General features: G+C 62.1%; 18 protein-coding genes. 10 read left to right on the forward strand and 8 right to left on the reverse strand.

Annotated features, from left to right (window positions below; translation table 11 throughout):
• Positions 1-11: 11 nt before the first annotated feature.
• Positions 12-953, reverse strand: coding sequence for a LysR family transcriptional regulator (locus AC3WLT_RS00960; protein ID WP_492590124.1), 942 nt, complete (start codon positions 951-953; stop codon positions 12-14).
• Between the two features lie 206 nt (positions 954-1,159).
• On the opposite strand from AC3WLT_RS00960, the gene AC3WLT_RS00965 reads away from it, so the two are divergent.
• Entirely contained in the window at positions 1,160-1,765 is a 606-nt protein-coding gene (locus tag AC3WLT_RS00965; RefSeq protein ID WP_492589891.1) for a peroxidase-related enzyme, read from the forward strand.
• A gap of 78 nt (positions 1,766-1,843) precedes the next feature.
• On the opposite strand, the gene AC3WLT_RS00970 is transcribed toward AC3WLT_RS00965, so the two are convergent.
• A complete protein-coding gene (locus AC3WLT_RS00970) occupies positions 1,844-2,227 on the reverse strand; it encodes a hypothetical protein (protein ID WP_492590126.1) in 384 nt (127 codons plus the stop codon).
• Between the two features lie 352 nt (positions 2,228-2,579).
• On the opposite strand from AC3WLT_RS00970, the gene AC3WLT_RS00975 reads away from it, so the two are divergent.
• Positions 2,580-2,858 carry an HU family DNA-binding protein gene (locus AC3WLT_RS00975; protein ID WP_115104412.1) on the forward strand — a complete coding sequence of 93 codons (279 nt, stop codon included), beginning with the start codon at positions 2,580-2,582 and terminating at the stop codon, positions 2,856-2,858.
• 252 nt (positions 2,859-3,110) lie between these two features.
• On the opposite strand, the gene AC3WLT_RS00980 is transcribed toward AC3WLT_RS00975, so the two are convergent.
• The 3 genes from AC3WLT_RS00980 to AC3WLT_RS00990 form a co-directional block, all read right to left on the reverse strand.
• Positions 3,111-4,229, reverse strand: a complete 1,119-nt coding sequence (locus AC3WLT_RS00980) for a 3-deoxy-7-phosphoheptulonate synthase (RefSeq protein ID WP_492589893.1) — start codon at positions 4,227-4,229, stop codon at positions 3,111-3,113.
• A 115-nt stretch (positions 4,230-4,344) separates the two neighbouring features.
• Complete coding sequence (locus AC3WLT_RS00985; RefSeq protein WP_492589895.1) at positions 4,345-5,148, reverse strand: DUF72 domain-containing protein; 804 nt, start codon at positions 5,146-5,148, stop codon at positions 4,345-4,347.
• Between the two features lie 106 nt (positions 5,149-5,254).
• Positions 5,255-6,013, reverse strand: a complete 759-nt coding sequence (locus AC3WLT_RS00990; RefSeq protein WP_492589896.1) for a TetR/AcrR family transcriptional regulator — start codon at positions 6,011-6,013, stop codon at positions 5,255-5,257.
• A gap of 278 nt (positions 6,014-6,291) precedes the next feature.
• On the opposite strand from AC3WLT_RS00990, the gene AC3WLT_RS00995 reads away from it, so the two are divergent.
• From AC3WLT_RS00995 to AC3WLT_RS01010, 4 genes are all read left to right on the forward strand, one after another.
• Positions 6,292-7,473, forward strand: coding sequence for an isovaleryl-CoA dehydrogenase (locus AC3WLT_RS00995; protein ID WP_492589898.1), 1,182 nt, complete (start codon positions 6,292-6,294; stop codon positions 7,471-7,473).
• Between the two features lie 258 nt (positions 7,474-7,731).
• Positions 7,732-9,339 (forward strand): carboxyl transferase domain-containing protein, encoded by a 1,608-nt coding sequence (locus AC3WLT_RS01000; protein ID WP_492589900.1) that lies wholly within the window; start codon positions 7,732-7,734, stop codon positions 9,337-9,339.
• A gap of 28 nt (positions 9,340-9,367) precedes the next feature.
• A complete protein-coding gene (locus AC3WLT_RS01005) occupies positions 9,368-10,153 on the forward strand; it encodes an enoyl-CoA hydratase/isomerase family protein (RefSeq protein ID WP_492589902.1) in 786 nt (261 codons plus the stop codon).
• A gap of 105 nt (positions 10,154-10,258) precedes the next feature.
• Positions 10,259-12,301 (forward strand): acetyl/propionyl/methylcrotonyl-CoA carboxylase subunit alpha, encoded by a 2,043-nt coding sequence (locus tag AC3WLT_RS01010; RefSeq protein ID WP_492589904.1) that lies wholly within the window; start codon positions 10,259-10,261, stop codon positions 12,299-12,301.
• Positions 12,302-12,307: 6 nt separating this feature from the next.
• Here AC3WLT_RS01010 and AC3WLT_RS01015 read toward each other — a convergent pair whose 3' ends face one another.
• On the reverse strand, positions 12,308-13,102 hold the full coding sequence (locus AC3WLT_RS01015; protein ID WP_492589906.1) for a phosphate/phosphite/phosphonate ABC transporter substrate-binding protein: 795 nt from the start codon (positions 13,100-13,102) through the stop codon (positions 12,308-12,310).
• Between the two features lie 80 nt (positions 13,103-13,182).
• Between AC3WLT_RS01015 and AC3WLT_RS01020 the strand changes: the two genes are divergently transcribed.
• Complete coding sequence (locus AC3WLT_RS01020) at positions 13,183-13,413, forward strand: hypothetical protein (protein WP_492589908.1); 231 nt, start codon at positions 13,183-13,185, stop codon at positions 13,411-13,413.
• Between the two features lie 40 nt (positions 13,414-13,453).
• Here AC3WLT_RS01020 and AC3WLT_RS01025 read toward each other — a convergent pair whose 3' ends face one another.
• Positions 13,454-15,937: a phospholipase D-like domain-containing protein gene (locus AC3WLT_RS01025; protein ID WP_492589910.1), complete on the reverse strand. Its 2,484-nt coding sequence runs from the start codon at positions 15,935-15,937 to the stop codon at positions 13,454-13,456.
• A 314-nt stretch (positions 15,938-16,251) separates the two neighbouring features.
• Between AC3WLT_RS01025 and AC3WLT_RS01030 the strand changes: the two genes are divergently transcribed.
• The gene (locus tag AC3WLT_RS01030; protein ID WP_492589912.1) at positions 16,252-17,328 is read left to right on the forward strand and encodes a PQQ-dependent sugar dehydrogenase family protein; all 1,077 of its coding nucleotides are present in this window, start codon (positions 16,252-16,254) and stop codon (positions 17,326-17,328) included.
• 81 nt (positions 17,329-17,409) lie between these two features.
• On the opposite strand, the gene AC3WLT_RS01035 is transcribed toward AC3WLT_RS01030, so the two are convergent.
• Positions 17,410-18,291: an aldo/keto reductase family oxidoreductase gene (locus AC3WLT_RS01035; RefSeq protein ID WP_492589914.1), complete on the reverse strand. Its 882-nt coding sequence runs from the start codon at positions 18,289-18,291 to the stop codon at positions 17,410-17,412.
• 276 nt (positions 18,292-18,567) lie between these two features.
• Between AC3WLT_RS01035 and AC3WLT_RS01040 the strand changes: the two genes are divergently transcribed.
• Both AC3WLT_RS01040 and AC3WLT_RS01045 read left to right on the forward strand, forming a co-directional pair.
• On the forward strand, positions 18,568-18,726 hold the full coding sequence (locus AC3WLT_RS01040) for a hypothetical protein (protein WP_154563341.1): 159 nt from the start codon (positions 18,568-18,570) through the stop codon (positions 18,724-18,726).
• Between the two features lie 426 nt (positions 18,727-19,152).
• Positions 19,153-19,626: a YbhB/YbcL family Raf kinase inhibitor-like protein gene (locus tag AC3WLT_RS01045; RefSeq protein WP_492590128.1), complete on the forward strand. Its 474-nt coding sequence runs from the start codon at positions 19,153-19,155 to the stop codon at positions 19,624-19,626.
• Positions 19,627-19,800 lie beyond the last annotated feature (174 nt).

Raw genomic sequence — 19,800 nt, forward strand, 5'->3', positions numbered from 1 at the left:
ATGATTGAAAATCAGCGCCGCGCAGTATTCCCCCCGCGCAGGCGCTCATTATCCTCAAGCAGAGCAGCACGCAACCTCGGCACGGCGAAGTCGATGAAACTGCGCGTTTTCAGCGGCAATGGTCCTTGTCCCGCATGCATCAGGCTGACCGGAATCGGTTCGGGCTCGAATTCCCGCAGCACCAGTTGCAGCTTGCCTTCCTCTACAGCACGCGCAGCCTGATATGACAGCACGCGCGTGAGCCCCACGCCGGCGATGGCCGCGTCGATGGCGGCTTCCGCGGTATTGACGGACAGGCGCGGCTGGATCGGCACCGCCTGCTGCTGCCGCGCGCCGCGCGCCGCGAAGGTCCAGATCGGCCCGGATGGCAGCGCGTCGAAATTCACGCAGGCGAAGCCGGCAAGATCCTCAGGGGTCTTCGGCGTGCCGCGCTCTGCGAGGAAATGCGGACTGGCGCAGACCACCCGGGACAGGGTGCCGACCTGGCTGGCGACCATACTGCTGTCGGGCAGTTTGCCAATCCGCAAGGCCACGTCGATGTGCTCGTCGAGCAGATGCAGCGTGCGGTCCGCCAGCATCAGCTGCACCGCGATTTCCGGAAATGTCGCGAGGAAATCGTTGACGATGGGCAGCACATTCAGGCGCCCGAACACCATTGGCGCGGTGACGACCAGATCGCCGCGCGGCGTGCTGTATTCGCCCGATGCCGCGCTTTCCGCATCGGTCACCTGCTCGAGAATCTGCTTGCAGGCGGCAAGGTAGGCGGTGCCTGCGTCGGTCAATGTCAGCTGGCGCGTGGAGCGGACCAGCAGCCGTGCGTTCAGATGGGCTTCGAGTTCCGCCACCTTGCGGCTGACGGTAGGCAGCGGCGTGCCGAGCTTGCGGCTGGCGGCGGAAAAACTGCCGGTTTCCGCCGCTGCCACGAAGATTGACATTGCCTCCAGACGATCCATAGAGCCTCTCGATTTTCGAGATTTAATCAGTCGAAAATACAGGATTGTCAGTGCTTCTGGAAGCGCTAGCCAGATACCGGCATGGACGAGGCGACGCGTGCGTCGATCGGGCGCGAGCATCGCGGCGGCGCAGGCCGGCGAGGCCGCGGCCCGGTTGCTACAATCGTCGTGCGCCTACACACCTACATAGACAACGGAGACACGCCATGGCAAACCTTCAGCCGATCAGCCGCTACCCCGTGCCGGAGCCAGGTGAATGGCCCGACGACATCCGGGCCCGCATCCTCGAAGTGCAGGAGAAAGCCGGCTTTGTCCCGAACGTGTTCTTGACGCTGGCGCATCGCCCGGATGAATTCCGCGCGTTTTTTGCGTATCACGATGCGCTGATGCTCAAGGAAGGAGGTCTCACCAAAGGCGAGCGCGAAATGATCGTCGTCGCAACCAGCGCGGTGAATGATTGCCTGTACTGCGTGGTCGCGCACGGCGCGATTCTGCGCATTTACGAAAAGGCGCCGCTGCTCGCGGATCAGGTCGCCGTCAATCATCGCAAGGCGGACATCACCGCGCGTCAGAAGGCGATGCTCGACTTCGCGCTGAAGGTCTGCCGCGAGTCCGGTGCGGTCGACGACACCGATTTCCAGACCCTGCGCGAGCACGGTTTTTCCGACGAAGACGTCTGGGATATTGCGGCAATTACCGCGTTTTTCGGCCTGTCGAACAGGATGGCGAACGTCATTTCCATGCGCCCGAACGACGAGTTCTATCTGATGGGGTGCGTGCCGAAAACCACCGCCGACGCGCCGCAAAAGTAGCTTCGTCGCTTGCTTCGGACTTCCGATCGGTCTCGCGCAACACCTGGATTGCTAGCGGGTTCAGCAAGAATTATTGCGTCAGAGCGCCGGACAAGACAGCACGCGCTGGGGTGCGAGCGTCGTTCCAGGTTCGCCATTTTTTGCCGGCGTACCCTGAGTGGGTGTGGAGATCAAGCGGACGCTGTTCAGGCCGGCATTCGCCAGCACATATTTTTCAGCGCTATTTTCGGGCTGCCAGTACGCGCGATACGTGCCGCCGTCGTCGAAGACCAGCAGCTTGCCATGCACGGTTTTTGTGCCGCTGACGAGGTCGACCGGCTCGCCGTCACGCAGCTGGAAGCTCTGCGGCATGGCTGAATTTGCCGTGCCCACCAGTGTGGCGCACGCGCCGTCGTCGGTCGCCGCGAGCGCGCAAGACGACGCGGCGAGCAGAGCCCATGTTGCAATCTGGCGAAATTTCATCGTTTTTAACTCGCAAATCTTTAATTGCCGCGCGCGCTGTCGACGGCGAAAACCGGCTGTTTGCGTTTCCGCCATAACATAGCGGGAAAAGCCCGCCAGCTGTGGCCGGCCCACGCTAAAGCACTGAAATTGCAACGGATTGTGATGCGCGGCGGCGTCTTGTAAGGCGAGACGAAACCGTAAGCTCGCGATTCTTATGGCACTTTGCGGCAAAAAAACGTCAAATTGCCGCTGGGCGGGTGATACAAGGCTTACACCCAAGGTTTGCGTGAACCCGCGCCTATGCGTTAGTGTGTCGGTCCCGGCGCGACAGATGTGGCGCCGGTTCCATGATTACCATACGGGAAGTGCTATGAACAAACAGGAACTGATTGATGCAGTCGCCGCAGCGACGGGCGAAAGCAAAGCGGCCACGGGCCAAACCATCGACGCAATCGTCGACGCGGTAACCGCAGCAGTGGTGGGCGGTGATACGGTGCAACTGGTCGGTTTCGGTTCTTTCTCGACCGGCGCGCGTGCTGCACGCGTGGGCCGCAATCCGTCGACGGGTGCCGAGATCCAGATCGCGGCAGCCAAGACGGTGAAGTTCACCGCCGGCAAGGCGTTCAAGGAAGCCGTCAACGCGTCGTAATGCAACGCGCCTCGCGCCGGCGCACCGACGCCCGCCGCCGGAACGTGCGGCGAGCGATGCATCGGGCGTGAGGAACAACGCTCAGCCCAACCCCGGTGACGTAAACAATCGGCGGTTGGTGCGGCGCGTGCGGTGCTTCTAGTGCGCCTTGCGGTGCGCTATTGCGCTATTGCGCTTATTGCGCGTGGTGCGCTCGGTGCGCGTAGTGCGCGTAGTGCGCGTAGTGCGCTTGCGATGCGCGCCTTGCCGCGATCAGCCCGCGCGCCGTTGCCGGGTAGCTTCGGCGAGCGCTTCGAGCACCGGTTCGGTCTGCGCCCAGCTCACGCACGCATCGGTAATCGACACGCCGTAGCGCAGCGGCACGCCAGGCTTCAGATCCTGCCGGCCTTCTTCCAGATGACTTTCCAGCATGACGCCAATGATGCGGCGCTCGCGCTGCGACAGTTGCCGCGCGATATCCTGCACCACCTCCAGTTGACGCAAGTGAGACTTGCCCGAATTCGCGTGTGAACAGTCGATCATGACCTGCTCGCGCAGTCCGGCTGATTTGAGCGCCGCGCAGGTTGCCTCGACTGACGCGCTGTCGTAATTCGGCCCTTGCTTGCCGCCGCGCAGAATCACATGCGCGTCGTCGTTGCCGCGCGTTTCGAAGATCGCGGCCATGCCCATCTTGGTCATGCCCATGAACGCGTGACTTGCGCGCGCCGCGACGATGGCATCCGCGGCGATTTGCACGCCGCCGTCGGTGCCGTTCTTGAAGCCGATCGGGCAGCTCAGTCCCGATGCAAGCTGCCGGTGACTCTGGCTCTCGGTCGTGCGCGCGCCGATCGCGCCCCACGCGACCAGATCCGCGATGTATTGCGGGCTCAGCAAGTCGAGAAATTCGGTGGCCGTCGGCAGGCCGAGACCGTTGATGTCCAGCAGCAGTTGCCGTGCGAGGCGCAGCCCCTCGTTGATATGGAAGCTGCCGTCGAGACGCGGATCGTTGATATAGCCTTTCCAGCCCACTGTCGTGCGCGGTTTTTCGAAGTAGACCCGCATCACGATCAGCAGATCGTCCTTGTAGGTGTCGGCGGCTTTCTTGAGCCGGTGTGCGTATTCGATTGCCTGATCGTGATCGTGGATCGAGCAGGGTCCGACGATCATCACGAGGCGATCGTCGCGGTCGTGCAGGATGTCGGCGATCGCCACGCGGCTTTCTTCGACGAGTGTCTGTACTGCGGGCGGTACCGGCAGTTCATCCTGCAACAGGGCAGGGGAAATGAGCGGACGTACCGCGCCGATACGAACGTCGTCGATGCGCGTGGTGTCCTGGGTGGCGTCGGCAGAGCCGACTTCCTGATCGTGCAGAGGATTGTCGATGACGCTCAAAATGTTCTCCCGGGCCGTGATGATGAAATGGCCTCGATGGCTGAAGGCCTGCTTGCTGGTTCGCTGCCGGGATTATGACACTCGCGTGGTGTTGCCGCGATGATGATGATGGTTCTCAGAGGCGTTTGATCAGCGCCATGGCGGCGGCCGGATTGCGTTCCTTGAAGCCGCTGATGACATACAGATAGACGTCGCATGCGGATGTTTTAGCCGGCGCGGCGGCGGCTGTTTCCAGGTCTTCGGGTGTTTTGCCGGTGGCAAGCTGGCGGGCGCGTTCGGCCCACGCGTCGAGGGCTTGGGTCGAATAGCCTTTGGCCTGTTGGTCTGTTGTGCCCATGATGCGGACGTAGACGAATGGCGCGGTGATGTCGGCGATTTGCGGGTAGTCGCTGTCGCCCGACAGCACGATTGCCACCTGGTATTTTCTGGCTAGCGCGATGAATTCCGGGGTTTTGAAGCTTTCGTGGCGGACTTCGATTGCGTGCCGCAGTTTTTGACCTTCGATGCTTTGCGGCAGCAGTTTCAGGAAAGCTTCGAAGTCTTCTGTGTCGAATTTTTTGGTTGGTGCGAATTGCCAGTTGATGGGCCCGAGTTTTTGCTTGAGCAGCAATACGCCGCTGGCGAAAAATCGTTCTATGGTTTCATTGGCTTGCGCCAGGACTTTTCTGTTTGTCGCATAGCGAGGGGCTTTCAAGGAGAAGACGAAGTTTTCCGGCGTTTCCTGGTACCACTTCTCGTAGCTGGACGGCTTTTGCAGGCCGTAGAAGGTGCCGTTGATTTCTATCGACGTCAGGTTTTGGCTCGCGTATTGCAGTTCGCGGGTTTGGGCCAGGTCTGACGGGTAGAAGGTGCCTCGCCAGGGTGCGTAGGTCCAGCCGCCTATGCCGATTTTGATGGTTGGATTTTTGGCCGTTGGCATTGGGGCGCTCCACGCGTTCTGGCTCCGCTGGGGAGGGATAGATTAGCGGATTTTTTTGCCTTTGCGGCGCTGGTTTGTCAGTTTTACCAACGCCCCGGGCACAACCCTAATCCTCTGGCTTTCGCTCACCGCGCGCGCCACCCGGTGCCTTCTTTGAAGACTCTTCGAACCGCCGGGCAGCTTCATCCACCTCAGCCTTGAATCGCCGCAAAGCATTAACCGCCACATCCGGCGGCATCAGCGCGCTCCACAAAACATCGATCAACTGATCCGCGGTCGCGTCGATATCGATATGCCGATTCGCCAACGTAGCGTCCCAAAGCACGTGTTCCATCGGCCCAAACACTATTGAACGCAATAACCGCAATGGCATGTCGGAGCGTATCTGCCCAGTCTCCTGTCCCTGCGCCAACACGCGCATCAACGGCGCGGTATACCGGCGCTGCAACTCGGTCAGCGCTTCGCCAAGCTCATGATGCCGCGCCCGCCCCTCCGACAACACCAAAGCGCACAGGTCAGTGCCATTGACCAGCATCAACCGCAAATGCGTTCGCACAATGAAAGCAAACTGTTGACGCACACTGCCGTCACGCGGCAACCCGGATTCGATCGCCTCGATGATCTCGTCATACCAGTCGCCGATCACTCGCGCGCATAACTCCCGCTTGCCGCGGAAATAACTGAATACAGTTGCCTCGGATATGCCCAGGCGCTGGGCAATCTCCGCGGTCGTCGCGCGCTCGTAGCCGCGCTCGGAGAACACGTCGCGCCCCGCCTGAAGAATCTCTTTCACGCGCTGCTGCGACTTGCGCCCGGCCGGCTGGCGGCGTGAGGCGGGTAACTCGGCCTTCAAGGCAACCGTCATATGAGTCAAGTTCAAATTTGTGAGGCGGATAACCCCGGTGACGTCGATCCTATCACGCCTGAGCGGCGGAAAGAGCGCAAGTTCTAGTTTATGAGTAACACTCAAAAATACCTATTGACGCTTACGTAAATCTAGCGTGAAATGCGCCTTGAACGTTTCGCGCCTCGTGCGGGATGATGGGTGCGGCCCACAAGGCTACGCCGTCCGCTGAGCCGCACTCAGACAAGCCGGCGCCCACCATGGCTGACCGGCCGCCAACGAACTCTGGAGACACAGCAATGAGCAACCTGCCCGGTTTGCAATTCCCGCTCGGTGAAGAAATCGAAATGCTGCGTGACAGCATCGCAGGTTTCGCGGCCAAGGAAATCGCCCCGCGTGCCGCGGAAATCGATCGCACGGATCAATTCCCGATGGACCTGTGGCGCAAATTCGGCGATCTGGGCGTGCTCGGCATGACGGTCGCGGAAGAATACGGCGGCGCGAACATGGGCTACACCGCGCACATGATCGCGATGGAAGAAATCTCGCGCGCCTCGGCATCGGTCGGTCTCTCCTACGGCGCGCACTCGAATCTGTGCGTCAACCAGATTCATCGCAACGGCACCGAAGCGCAAAAGCAGAAGTACTTGCCCAAACTCGTGTCGGGCGAACACATCGGCGCGCTCGCCATGAGCGAGCCGAACGCGGGCTCGGACGTGATCAGCATGAAACTGCGCGCGGACAGGAAGGGCGACCACTACGTGCTCAACGGCACCAAGATGTGGATCACCAACGGCCCGGATTGCGACACGCTGGTGGTGTATGCCAAGACCGATCTCGAAGCGAATTCGCGCGGCATCACCGCGTTTATCGTCGAGAAGGGCATGAAGGGTTTTTCGGTCGCGCAAAAGCTCGACAAGCTCGGCATGCGCGGCTCGCATACCGGTGAACTGGTGTTCGAGAACGTCGAAGTGCCGGAAGAAAATATCCTCGGTCAGCTGAACGGCGGCGCGAAGGTGCTGATGAGCGGCCTCGACTACGAGCGCGCGGTGCTCGCGGGCGGCCCGACCGGCATCATGGTCGCGGTGATGGACGCGGTCGTGCCGTATATCCACGACCGCAAACAGTTCGGTCAGCCGATCGGCGAATTCCAGCTGATTCAAGGCAAAGTCGCCGATATGTACACCACGCTGCAAGCGTGCCGCGCGTATCTGTACGCGGTCGGCCGGCAGCTCGATACGCTCGGCAAGGAACACGTGCGCCAGGTGCGAAAAGACTGCGCTGGCGTGATTCTCTACACCGCTGAAAAAGCCACGTGGATGGCCGGCGAAGCGATCCAGATTCTCGGCGGCAACGGCTACATCAACGAGTACCCGGTCGGCCGTCTGTGGCGCGATGCGAAACTCTATGAAATCGGCGCGGGCACCAGCGAAATCCGTCGGATGCTGATTGGCCGCGAACTGTTTGCCGAAACGGCTTGAGCGGCAGCACCGCGCGACAGCACAGCGCGGCAACGCCGCGTAACAGCGCTGTCTCAGTGCAGGCACATAAAAAAGCGGCGATAGCAACCACCTTGCATGGGACCAGAGTAAGGGCTTTGCATGGGCCCGGAGTAAGTGCTGAAGCACTAACTCCGGCCGACAGCTAAAGCGCTAACTCTGGTCGACAGCAATCAAATTGCATGGGATCGGAGTAAGCGCTAAAGCGCTAACTCCGATCGACACAGGAGAAGCCACGCAATGCCGATCATCGAATCAAAGCTGAATCCGCGTTCGGACGATTTCCGCGCCAACGCGGCGGCGCTCGAAGCGCTGGTCGCCGATCTTCGCGCGAAGATCGACAAGCTCGCGCTGGGCGGCGGCCAGGCGGCGCGCGACAAGCACACGGGCCGCGGCAAACTGCTGCCGCGCGATCGCATCGAGAAACTGCTCGATCCGGGCACGCCGTTTCTCGAGTTCTCGCAACTCGCAGCCTATGGCATGTACCACAACGACGCGCCGGGCGCGGGCGTGATCACCGGCATCGGCCGCATTGCGGGGCAGGAATGCGTGATCGTCTGCAATGACGCGACGGTCAAGGGCGGCACGTACTATCCGGTCACCGTCAAAAAGCACGTGCGCGCGCAGGAAATCGCCGCGGAAAATCATTTGCCGTGCGTGTATCTGGTCGACTCGGGCGGCGCCAATCTGCCGAATCAGGACGAGGTGTTCCCCGATCGCGATCACTTCGGCCGCATCTTCTATAACCAGGCGAATCTGTCGGCGGCGGGTATTCCGCAGATCGCCGTCGTGATGGGTTCGTGCACCGCGGGCGGCGCCTATGTGCCGGCCATGAGCGACGAGTCGATCATCGTCAGGAATCAAGGGACGATTTTTCTCGGCGGGCCGCCGCTCGTCAAAGCCGCAACCGGCGAAGTGGTGAGCGCGGAAGACCTCGGCGGCGGCGACGTGCATACGCGTCTGTCGGGTGTGGTCGATCATCTCGCGCAGAACGACGCACATGCGTTGGGCATTGCGCGCAGCATCGTCAGCAATCTGAATCGCAGGAAGCAGGTGCCGGTGGCGTTGCAGGAGCCGAAGCCGCCGCGCTACGACGTGAAGAGCATGTACGGCGTGATTCCGGTGGATACGCGCAAGCCGTTCGATATCCGTGAAGTGATCGCGCGCATCGTCGACGATTCCGCGTTTGACGAATTCAAGGCCCGTTACGGCACCACGCTCGTAACCGGCTTCGCGCATATCTGGGGGCATCCGGTCGGCATCATTGCGAACAACGGCATTCTGTTTTCGGAATCGGCGCTCAAGGGCGCGCACTTCATCGAACTGTGCTGCCAGCGCAAGATTCCGCTGGTGTTTTTGCAGAACATCACCGGCTTCATGGTGGGCCGCAAATACGAAAACGAAGGCATCGCGCGTCACGGCGCGAAGATGGTGACGGCCGTGGCGACGGCGAAGGTGCCGAAGTTCACGGTGATCATCGGCGGCTCGTTCGGTGCGGGCAACTACGGCATGTGCGGCCGCGCGTATTCGCCGCGCTTCCTGTGGATGTGGCCGAACGCGCGCATCTCGGTGATGGGCGGCGAGCAGGCTGCATCGGTGCTGGCTACCGTCAAGCGTGACGGTATCGAAGGCAAGGGCGGTTCGTGGAGCGCGGAAGAGGAAGAGGCGTTCAAGCAGCCGATCCGCGATCAATACGAGCATCAAGGCCACCCGTACTACGCGAGCGCGCGCCTGTGGGACGACGGCGTGATCGATCCGGCGCAAACGCGCGACGTGCTCGGTCTCGGCCTCTCGGCTACCATGAATGCGCCAATCGAAGACACGCGTTTCGGCGTGTTCAGAATGTGAAGCTGTGCTGAGCGCAGGAGCTCATAGCATGCAATACGAAACGCTGAATGTCGCGATCGACGGACAGATCGCCGCGGTCACGCTGAATCGCCCGGACGTGCGCAACGCGTTCAACGAAACGATGATTGCCGAAGTGACCTCGGCCTTCACCGCCTTGAACGAACGCGACGACGTGCGCGCGGTCGTGCTGGCTGCGAACGGCAAGGCGTTCTGCGCGGGCGCCGATCTGAACTGGATGAAGAAAATGGCTGGCTACTCGGACGACGAGAACCGCGCCGATGCCATGTTGCTGGCGACCATGCTGTCGTCGATCTATCGCTGCAACAAGCCGGTGATCGCGCGCGTGAACGGCGACGCCTACGCGGGCGGCATGGGCTTGATCTCGGCGTGCGATATCGTCGTGGCGGTGGATAGCGCGCGCTTTTGCCTGTCGGAAGCGCGTCTGGGTTTGATCCCGGCCACCATCGCGCCCTACGTGATTCGCGCGCTGGGCGAGCAGGCTTCGCGCCGCTACTTCACGACCGCCGAGCAGTTCGATTGCGCAACGGCATTGCGGCTCGGTCTGGTGAGCGAAGCGGTCGCGGCGGAGCAACTCGATGCAACGGTCCAGCAAATCGCGGAAACGCTCTGCGCGAACGGCCCGCAAGCGGTGCGTGCGTGCAAGCAGCTCGTGCAGGACATCGCGGGCTATGAACTGAACGACGCGATGATCGAAGACACGGCGGCGCGCATCGCGCGCACGCGAGCCGGCGCGGAAGGCCGCGAAGGCGTCGCGTCGTTCCTCGAAAAACGCCCGCCGTCCTGGCGAAGCTAACTTGCCTCACAATCGCCATACGATCGCCTCACGAGAAAACCTGGGCGCTTGCTGGCCTTCACCAGAACAACAGCCCCGGAACGGGACTCCTCATCGAGACATCTCATGTTCAACAAGATTCTGATTGCGAACCGGGGCGAGATTGCATGCCGCGTCGCGGCAACCTGCAAGCGGCTCGGCATCGCGAGCGTGGCCGTGTATTCCGATGCGGACGCCAACGCGAAGCACGTCGCCGCCTGCGACGAGGCCGTGCATATCGGCGGCTCGACGGCGGCGGAAAGCTATCTGCGCATCGAGCGCATCATCGAAGCCGCGCGCGCCACCGGCGCACAAGCGGTGCATCCGGGCTACGGCTTCCTGTCGGAAAACGAAGACTTCGCGTATGCGTGCGAAACCGCGGGTATCGTCTTTATCGGACCGCCGGTCGAAGCGATCGCCGCGATGGGCTCGAAGGCCGCCGCGAAAGCGCTGATGCATGCTGCGGCCGTGCCGCTCGTGCCGGGCTATCACGGCGACGATCAGGATGCGCAACTGCTGCATCGCGAGGCCGATGCGATCGGTTACCCGGTGCTGCTGAAGGCAAGCGCGGGGGGCGGCGGTAAGGGCATGCGTGTAGTCGAGCGCAGCGAAGACTTCGCGGCGGCGCTGGCGTCGTGCAAGCGCGAAGCGGCGAGCAGCTTCGGCAATGACCGCGTGCTGATCGAAAAGTATCTGGCGCGGCCCCGTCACGTGGAAGTGCAGGTGTTCGCGGACCGTCACGGCGGCGCGGTCTATCTGTTCGATCGCGACTGCTCGGTGCAGCGCCGTCACCAGAAGGTGCTGGAAGAAGCGCCGGCGCCGGGGCTTTCCGCCGAAATCAAACGCGAGATGGGCGAAGCGGCCGTGGCCGCGGCGCGCGCGGTGAATTACGTCGGTGCGGGCACGGTCGAATTCATCATGACCGGCACGGGCGATTTCTACTTCATGGAAATGAACACGCGCTTGCAGGTCGAGCATCCGGTCACGGAAATGGTGACGGGGCAGGACCTGGTCGAATGGCAGTTGCGCGTCGCCTCGAACGAACCGCTGCCGCTTGCCCAACAGCAAATCAGGATCGACGGTCATGCAATCGAAGCGCGTATCTACGCCGAGCATCCGGCGCGCGGCTTCTTGCCGTCGACGGGTACGCTCAAGCATCTGCGCATGCCGGAAGGCGTCGAGTTCAGCATCGACGCGGCCGGCTCAGGCGCGGCCGGCTCAGGCGAGTCGGGACGCAAAGCGCCGGTACGCATCGACAGCGGCGTGCGCGAGGGCGACACGATCACGCCGTTCTACGATCCGATGATCGCGAAGCTGATCGTCCACGGCGCGACACGCGAGGAAGCGCTGGCGCGCATGAATCGCGCGCTGCATGCCTGCGAAGTGGTCGGCCCGCATACCAACGTCGAGTTCCTGCAACGCATCGTCACTAGCGAGCCGTTTGTGACGGGCGACCTCGATACGGGTTTGATCGAGCGTCATCATGACGCGCTGTTCGCGCCCGTGAAAAAGCCGTTCAAGGAAGCGCTGGCGCTCGCCTGCGCTGCATTGCTGACGCGCGAAGGCGGCACCGCGCACGGCGCTTCGCCGTGGGATGCGCTGTCGCACTGGCGCCTGAACAGCGGCTACACGCAAACACTTGGCTGGCGCGATGTCGAGAACGACGCCGCCTTCACGGTGACCTTCGCGCGCGACGGCAGCACGCAAACGCTTGAACACGACGGCGTGCGCGAGGACTTCAACTGGTCGGGCGGCACGGGCCGGCACGAATTCCGCGCGACGATCGGCGACGCGCGAGCAACAGGCCGCGTATTCGTCGACGTCGATACGTTCCACGTCTTCTGCCTGGGTGAAGCGCTCGCGTTCGAATGGCAGAACCTGCTCGCGCACGCGGCGGATGCCGAAGGCGGCGAAGGCCGCCTGACCGCGCCGATGCCGGGCAAAGTCATCGCGGTGCTGGTCGAACCGGGCGCGGTGGTGGAGAAGGGCGACCCGCTGATCGTGATGGAAGCGATGAAGATGGAACACACGATCGGCGCACCGGCGGCCGGTACGGTGTCGGAAGTCCTGTATGCAGTCGGCGATCAGGTTACCGATGGCGCGCAGCTTCTGGTGCTGGACGTGGAATAAGGGACTTTAGGCGAGGCGCGGATAACCAGGAGCCCGCGCTTCGTTTTCCAGCTGTGTGATGCGCTCGTAGTCGGAAAGCGAGAGCGTGGAAAAACCCTTCAAACGCAGGCGTTTTGCGCGATCGGGTCGTGCCGCGAGCGCCTCGGTCAGCGCCGCGCGCAGTGCTTCGATAGTCGCTGAAGGCATCGTGCTGGAAGCAATCAAGGGCAAACCCGGCGACGCGGCCGTCACGCCGATCTGTCGAACTTTCTCCGCCAGCTCCGGCAATTCATCGCAGACAAAGGCGAACGTCACGCAATCGATCGCGGCGACGTCAGCCTGATTGTCGGCTACCGCTCGCAGCGAGCCGAGATGCGAACCGGTGCGCACCGTAGCGCTAAAAAACGCACCACCGCGCGCAAGTGGCGCCACCGCATGGCGAAACACATTCATGCCGCTATTCGAGTCGTCCTGATTGCAGGCGGCGCGTGCGCCACGGCAGGCTGCCAGCGAATCGAACGGCGCGTCCGCGCGTGTCACGAGCACGCTCGAATAATCGGCGCCGTCGCAGCCCGGCGCGTCGAATTGCGGCGTCGCGATCAATTGCACTTGCTCGCGCAAGCCGTGCATCAGCGGATAACCACACGTCTGCGAGATTAGTAAATCGGGACGCCGCCACAACGCGTGCAGGTCGTCATCCGCGTCCAGGACGATGCGGCAAGCCGGCTCGACCGCCCGCAACACATCACCCAGCCACTCGCGCCAAACGGCGGCGAGGGCGGGCGTCACGTTGTACATCGGCAGGGCGGCGATCCAGGTCATGCCCGCGATTCTGACACATCGGCCGCGCGCGCCCTGTCCACTGGTGCGGACAGGGCGGGTACGGGAGGCAAATCGCGTAAATGACAATTATTCGTATTTATGACGGCGCGCTGGGCAAACACAGGCGACATAAAACGTTCATGCCGCCCCTGATTTGCTGGGATCGCGCCCGCCCGGGCAGTGTCGGACTGCAGCGCATCCGGCTGCAAGTGCTCGAGCCGCGCGGGCGGGCACGAGCCACCATCATTGCACTTCAATATTGCCGGTGGGTGACGGACAAATTACCTGCCGGCATCGCCCGCTCGCCCTGATTGCTGCTTCGCCGCTTCGGGTTGTCAGTACATTTCGCCCTCAATTCGCCACCGGCGACGCAAGATAATCCCAGTCGTGCAGGAAGATCTGCTCGAAATAAGCCGCGGCATCGGCGTTATAGATGATCAGTCCCGCGTCGCGATTGCGCAGCGTGCCATCCGCCGACCAGTTCTGGCTGCTGACCATCACGACGCTTCCGTCGACAACGATGCCCTTGTTGTGCACGTTCGCCTGACGCCGCAGCACGGACGACGGAATGCCCGCCGCGACCAGTTTTTCTACCCATGCGTCGTTCTGGAACTGGCTGGTAATCAGACGCACGTCGAGCCCCCGGTCGATGAGCGCCTTCACGGCCGCGATCAACGCGTCATGCTGCGCATCGTCGGGATGTCCGCTCGGATGGATATATTGAGTCTGCATGTAAAAACGTCGCTGGGCGGACTCGATGAGCGCCTGAACATGCGGTTGATAGTTATCGGGCGTCAGCAGCGGCTGAATCTTGACGTTGCCGGCGAGCGTCTTCGGGGCGAAGAACTGGCGCGGCGCCTTGCCGGCCGCGAGCGCTTCGAGCGGCACGTCGAGAGCAGCGGCGGTCCCATTCCCGGCAACCGCCGCGCCTTGCGCACTGGCTGCGACGATCGCGTCGTGAGAGACCGCATAGTCGTGCTGCAGGAAAGCCCGGAACGTGTCCGCCAGCGCCTTGCTGGTGACGATGACATGCCAGTCGCGATCGTGTGTCGTGGCGAGCTTGCGCGCGGCCGTCACGTCGGAAAGATCGATTTCCGGCTGATTGCTGTTGTTCCAGTTGCCCGAAGAGAGCCAGAACGTATCGTCTTCGCGCACCGCCACCTTGATGTGATACGCGTTCGGATAGATCCAGACCGGGGCTTTCGGGTCGGCGTTGGTGAGCGCCCAGGTGCCGGCGAAGTGATCGCCCAGATGTTGCAAAAGATCAGCCTGCGTCTGGTCGTCCGTTTGATCGGCGGAGGGGTTCTTCGCCGGATGATCGAGCGTGAGCGTCAGTTTCTTGCCGCCGGCAAGCGCATTATCAAGGGCGGTGAGAATGTGCGCCGAGGTGAAGTCGTACATGCCTACCACCAGTTCTTCGCGAATGCCCTCGATAAAATTCGATAGTTCGGCCCACCCGGCATCGGGGCTCGCGTGCAGCACGAGCGAAACCTGTGCGGTGACAGCGTCGAGACTTGCTTCAGGCGCGGGTGTGTACGGAATCTCTTCCTTCTGTGCGCGTGCGGTGGCAAAGGCCGTCAGCGGCATCGGCGGATTCGCGCGGTCGTTGCCTTGTCCGTCGAAAAAGACTTGATCCGCGAAATCCGGTTGCCGGAGTTCGTGCCGTGCTTCGGCCAGCGCGAAATATTTCGCCGGGTCGAGTGCGCGCAGCGATTCCATCGGGCCGGCGGCGCGTACGTCGACGGGCACACCGTCGAACTGCTTCGGCAGCGAAGCTTCTACCGCGGCAAGTTTGTCCGGCATCGTCGTTACGATGATGGCGCGCGTGACGCCGCTCGTCAGCGTCGGCCATTGCAAGCCGCTCCGTACCGACAGGATGCCTGGTTGCCTGAAGGACTCGGCGTGCGTGTCGAGCATCGCCCGAATATCGATTGCCTGCATGTCATGCGGTGCAGTGCTTGCGCCGGCCGGTGCGCTCCTGACATTGGCGAGCGCCGCCGCAAACAGCGCCGCACTGGTCGGCAAGGCGCTGGCGAACATCGAGCGCCGTGCGTCGCGCCGGATCACGGCCGGGGCGCTGGCCTTGAGATGCGAGAGCGATTGCGGAAACGGAGTGAGACTGTCGACGAAGCTGCGCAGAGAACGCCCGCCCGTCAGCGAGCCGCCGCCGGGCTGGCCGGTTGCGAGATCGACGATCTCGGGCGCGCCGAAATGCCGGACCTGCTGGAGTGTGTTGTTCTGCGGATTGAACCAGGTGAGGTAGCCGTTGGGCAGCACCTGGCGCGGGCGGCTTATCCGGCCACTGAAACTGTAGCGCGCGCCCGACGTTCCGGCGGGAGCGAAATAGTGCGGCGTGTAGAAGTCCGAGACGAGCACGTCGTCGATGAGATAGGCGTTGCTGGCGTCTTCGGATGGATCGCAGATCTCGACCAGGAATTCGACTTTGCCGTTGCTGTCCTGGACATCGTTGTCGATGATCGCGACGGCGTTGGCCGCGGTGAGCCGGTTACCACTTGGATCGACCAGCATTTCCATGACTTCGTGACTCGCCGACAGAGACCAGGTGTCGCCGGCCAGCACCACCGCGAACGGCTGATTGTGCTCGGTCAGGTGAAAGCCGGCCGCACCCGACTGAACTTCGTCCACGATATACACGGGCCAGATGCCCGGATCGAGGTGGTCGGCGGATTCGAGCGCGACGACGGCACCCGACACATTCCAGATGGGCCCGAGGTCACGGCTGATCTGGAGGTTGAGCGCTTGTGCGACGCGCACGACGTCGGTGTAAGGCACAGCGGCGGATTGCGAAACGATTCCAACGCGAGCAGTCAGCATGGCGTGTCTCCCTGGCGGGTTGTGGGCTGCGGCTACTCAGCGTGCCGGGTTGATATGGCGCGGCAATGACAGCGAGGTTGGTGTCGCGGCGCAGACATCTTGCAAGGCAAAGCGGAGGCATTTCGGAAGACCCGCCTGCGCGAACCTCGGCAGTTGGTTGCTGCGTTGGGGGGTGTCACCACGCAGTAACAGTAGCGTGTTCCCATACGTCACCTACCCTTACCGGCCATTACATCGGATCAGCCTCGGGCGAGTCCAGTTTGCGCCCCCGGCTTCGCCTTTCTCCCCCCGCGTACACGTCCCAGGAGCCGAACATGGCAAACACTCGACGTATTTCCGCAGCCGACCGCATTTTCAATCGCACCAGATTAGCATTCGCCGCGTTATGTCTCGCGACAGGTGCTGCCCACGCGCAAACGCCGGCGACACAGCCGGTGGTGACACCGGGTTTTACTCTGAGTGTCTTCGCGGCTGCTCCCTCCGGATCCACCGCGCCGGACTCGCTGGCCATACTCGACGATCACGTCTGGGTTGGCTATGCAAACGGCGGCGCGCCGGATGGCACGGGTAATGCTCAAAGCCAGATTGTCGAATACTCGCTGGACGGCAAGGTCCTGCGGAGCCTGACCGTAGCGGGACACAACGATGGTCTGAAGGTCAATCCTTACACCCGTGAAATCTGGGCGATGCAGAACGAGGATGCGAACGCAAATCTCGTCACGATCAACGCGGCGACGGGTCTGACCAAGCTCTATACGTTTGGCAAGCCGCCGCACGGCGGCGGTTACGACGACATCGTCTTCAAGGACGGTCAGGCCTATTTCAGCGCGTCGAATCCGACGCTTGACGCCAACGGCCTCAATACGGGGCCCGCGATTGTTCGCGCAATCCTCCACCCGAACGGCACGATCGATGTTTCCGCGGTGTTGTCTGGAATGCCTGATGCCAGCAACATTCCGTTTGGCACAGTGGCGAAGCTCAACCTGACCGATCCGGATTCGATGACGGTGACGCCGTCGGGTGATGTTCTGCTCGATGATCAGGGCGACGGTCAGCTTGTCCTGCTGCGCTCGTCGGGCGATGGTCCGCGCGTGGAGTATTTACCGCTGCTCGGCAGCGTGCAGATTGACGATACGGTGTTCGCCACGGCGCGACGGGGCTTTCTCCTCGTGTCCGATACGAAGGCCAACAAGATCTACAAAATCAGTGCCAATGTCTGGCAGCTCGACGCGGCGTTTTCCGCATCAACGGGCGTAGCCGCTGCGGGTGGCCAACCGGCGGTGCCGGCTTATGTCGGCCAACTCGATTTGCGCAGCGGAGCACTACTTCCGTTGGTGAGCAATCTGCTCAGCCCGCACGGCATGGCGTTCGTGCCGGCAGCCGACCAGTAGGCGTGACGCGATCACGTTGCCTCGCGCGGGGATAAGCGTCGCGATCACGCGGCGCTTGCTTCACCGTAGAAACCTGCACGATCACGTTTGCCCGCTGACTTGACCAATCGCGTCCAGTTCTGCGCGCACTGCGTCTGACAAGCTCAGTTGTGCCGCCCGCATGTTTTCGCGCAGATGTTCCGGCGACGATGTGCCCGGAATCAGCAAGACGTTCGGCGCGCGATGGAGGAGCCAGGCGAGCGCCACCTGCATCGGTGTCGCGCCGATCGTCTGGGCGACATGGGACAGCGCGGACGATTGAATCGGCGAGAATCCGCCAAGCGGGAAGAACGGTACGTAAGCAATCCCCTTGGCCGCAAGTTCGTCGATCAGCGCGTCGTCTTCCCGCTGCACCAGGTTGTACTGGTTCTGAACGCAGACGATCTCCGCGATGCCCTGGGCTTCCGCAACCTGCGCCGAAGTCACATTGCTTAAACCGATATGGCGGACGAGGCCCTTGCGCTGAAGTTCTGCAAGCGCAGCAACCTGTTTTTCGATCGATCCTTCCGTGGGGGCGTGGACGTTACCCATGATTCGCATGTTGACAACGTCAAGTGCGTCGACGCCGAGGTTACGAAGGTTGTCGTGGACCCCGCGTTCGATGTCCTCCGGCTCGGGCGCCGGGATCCACGAGCCGTCTTCGCCCCGCACGGCACCGACCTTGGTGACGATCGTCAGGTCGTCCGGGTAAGGATGCAGCGCGTCCCGAATGATCTGGTTGGTGATGTGCGGCCCGTAGAAGTCGCTCGTATCGATGTGATTGACCCCCAGCGTCACCGCTTCACGCAGGATGGCGATCGCTGCGTCGCGATCCTTCGGCGGCCCGAATACGCCCGGTCCGGCAAGCTGCATCGCACCGTATCCGATGCGGTAGACCGGCCGACCAGCAAGCGGAAATGTGCCCACGTTGTTGAGATTCGACATAGCGTTCTCCCTGGATGAATGTTGAGCGCCAGTATGGCGGGGATTGCGTTGTTAAATAATCCCATCTAGATTGAACAGGTTGTGCAACAAAGTGAACAATCACGATGGAATTGGATGATCTTGCCGCGTTCGTTTCAGTGGCTCGCGCTCGCGCTGGCGCTGGCTCGAGCTCGCGTGTTGGTGCGCGCGGTGAAATCGTGCACTCGGACCGCACGCCACTTCGGTAACCGCTGACCTACAATATAACCACGGTCGCGACCTGATAAGGAGGCTGCCATGACCCAGTCTATGATCTACTTCGTTGTTGGCCTGGCGGTCTTGTTGGTCGCGGGGTTCATGGTGGCGCAACGTTACAGGCGCGATCACCCCGCAGAGGGGATGGCCCAGTGGCTTGATTCGCATCATATGGGTTGGCTGCATCGGCACAAACATTGATGCGGCATCGCAAAATGAAATGCCCCGCAATCCAGCGGGGCTTCGTGCGATATATCGCAGCTCACAATCAGCGGCCGTGGTTTTCACAGCGGTGATGCCCTTCCTCCTTGCCGCACTTCCCGCGACCCCGTGCGCGACGATCGTCATCGTTCACAGCCATCTTTGCTGGGGCGGCACTTATGTCACGATATGAGCCGCACGGCGATTTCGGTCGCGACTCGAGCAGGGCACGCACCAATCATCGGCCCCGTCACGAACAGAGTACGGAGCGTGACGATGAGAGACTTCAACGTGCCCGACGCCCGCCTCAAACGCTTTGAAAGAGCGGCCTGGGCACGGACCTCGCGTTCCTTGTCGACACTCTCGCTCGTCGTGTTGATCTTCACACCGGGGCTGTCATCCACCGTTGCCGCCGAGGAGCGCATCATGACCCTAACCCTAACGTCGCAAGCCTTCCGACAGAACGGCGAGATTCCTGCGCAGCATACCTGCCAGGGCGCCGACGTATCGCCGCCGCTCGCGTGGTCAGGCGTGCCCGCGAACACAAAAAGCCTGGCGCTGATAGTCGACGACCCTGACGCGCCGAACCCGGCCGCGCCAAAAATGACCTGGGTACATTGGGTGCTCTACAACATCCCGCCGACGGCAACCCGCCTGCCCGATGGCGCTGCTGCGCAGGCTTTGCCGCGCGGTACGCTCGAAGGCACCAATGATTTCAAGCGTGCCGCTTACAGCGGCCCGTGTCCGCCCGTCGGACGCCACCGCTATTTCCACAAGCTATATGCGCTCGACACCGTACTGCCTGATTTGAAGGGCCCCAGTAAGGCGGCGCTTGAAAAGGCCATGCAGGGGCACGTGCTAACGCACGCGGAACTGATCGGCACCTATCAGAAGCGATGAGCGATGCGTCGCTGTATGGATTGGGATTGAAGACAAATAAATCCAGTGGTGCCGATTTTGTACACGCATCAGGCAGAGGGTGTTAAGCGTTGTCCAACGCCTGCCCACATGCGCCGTCGCGTACTCACGCGGCAGCAGACATGGGCAGGCGTCGAACAACGCTTAACACTTGCG

It is taken from the genome of Paraburkholderia sp. FW306-2-2C-D06C, assembly GCF_058781505.1.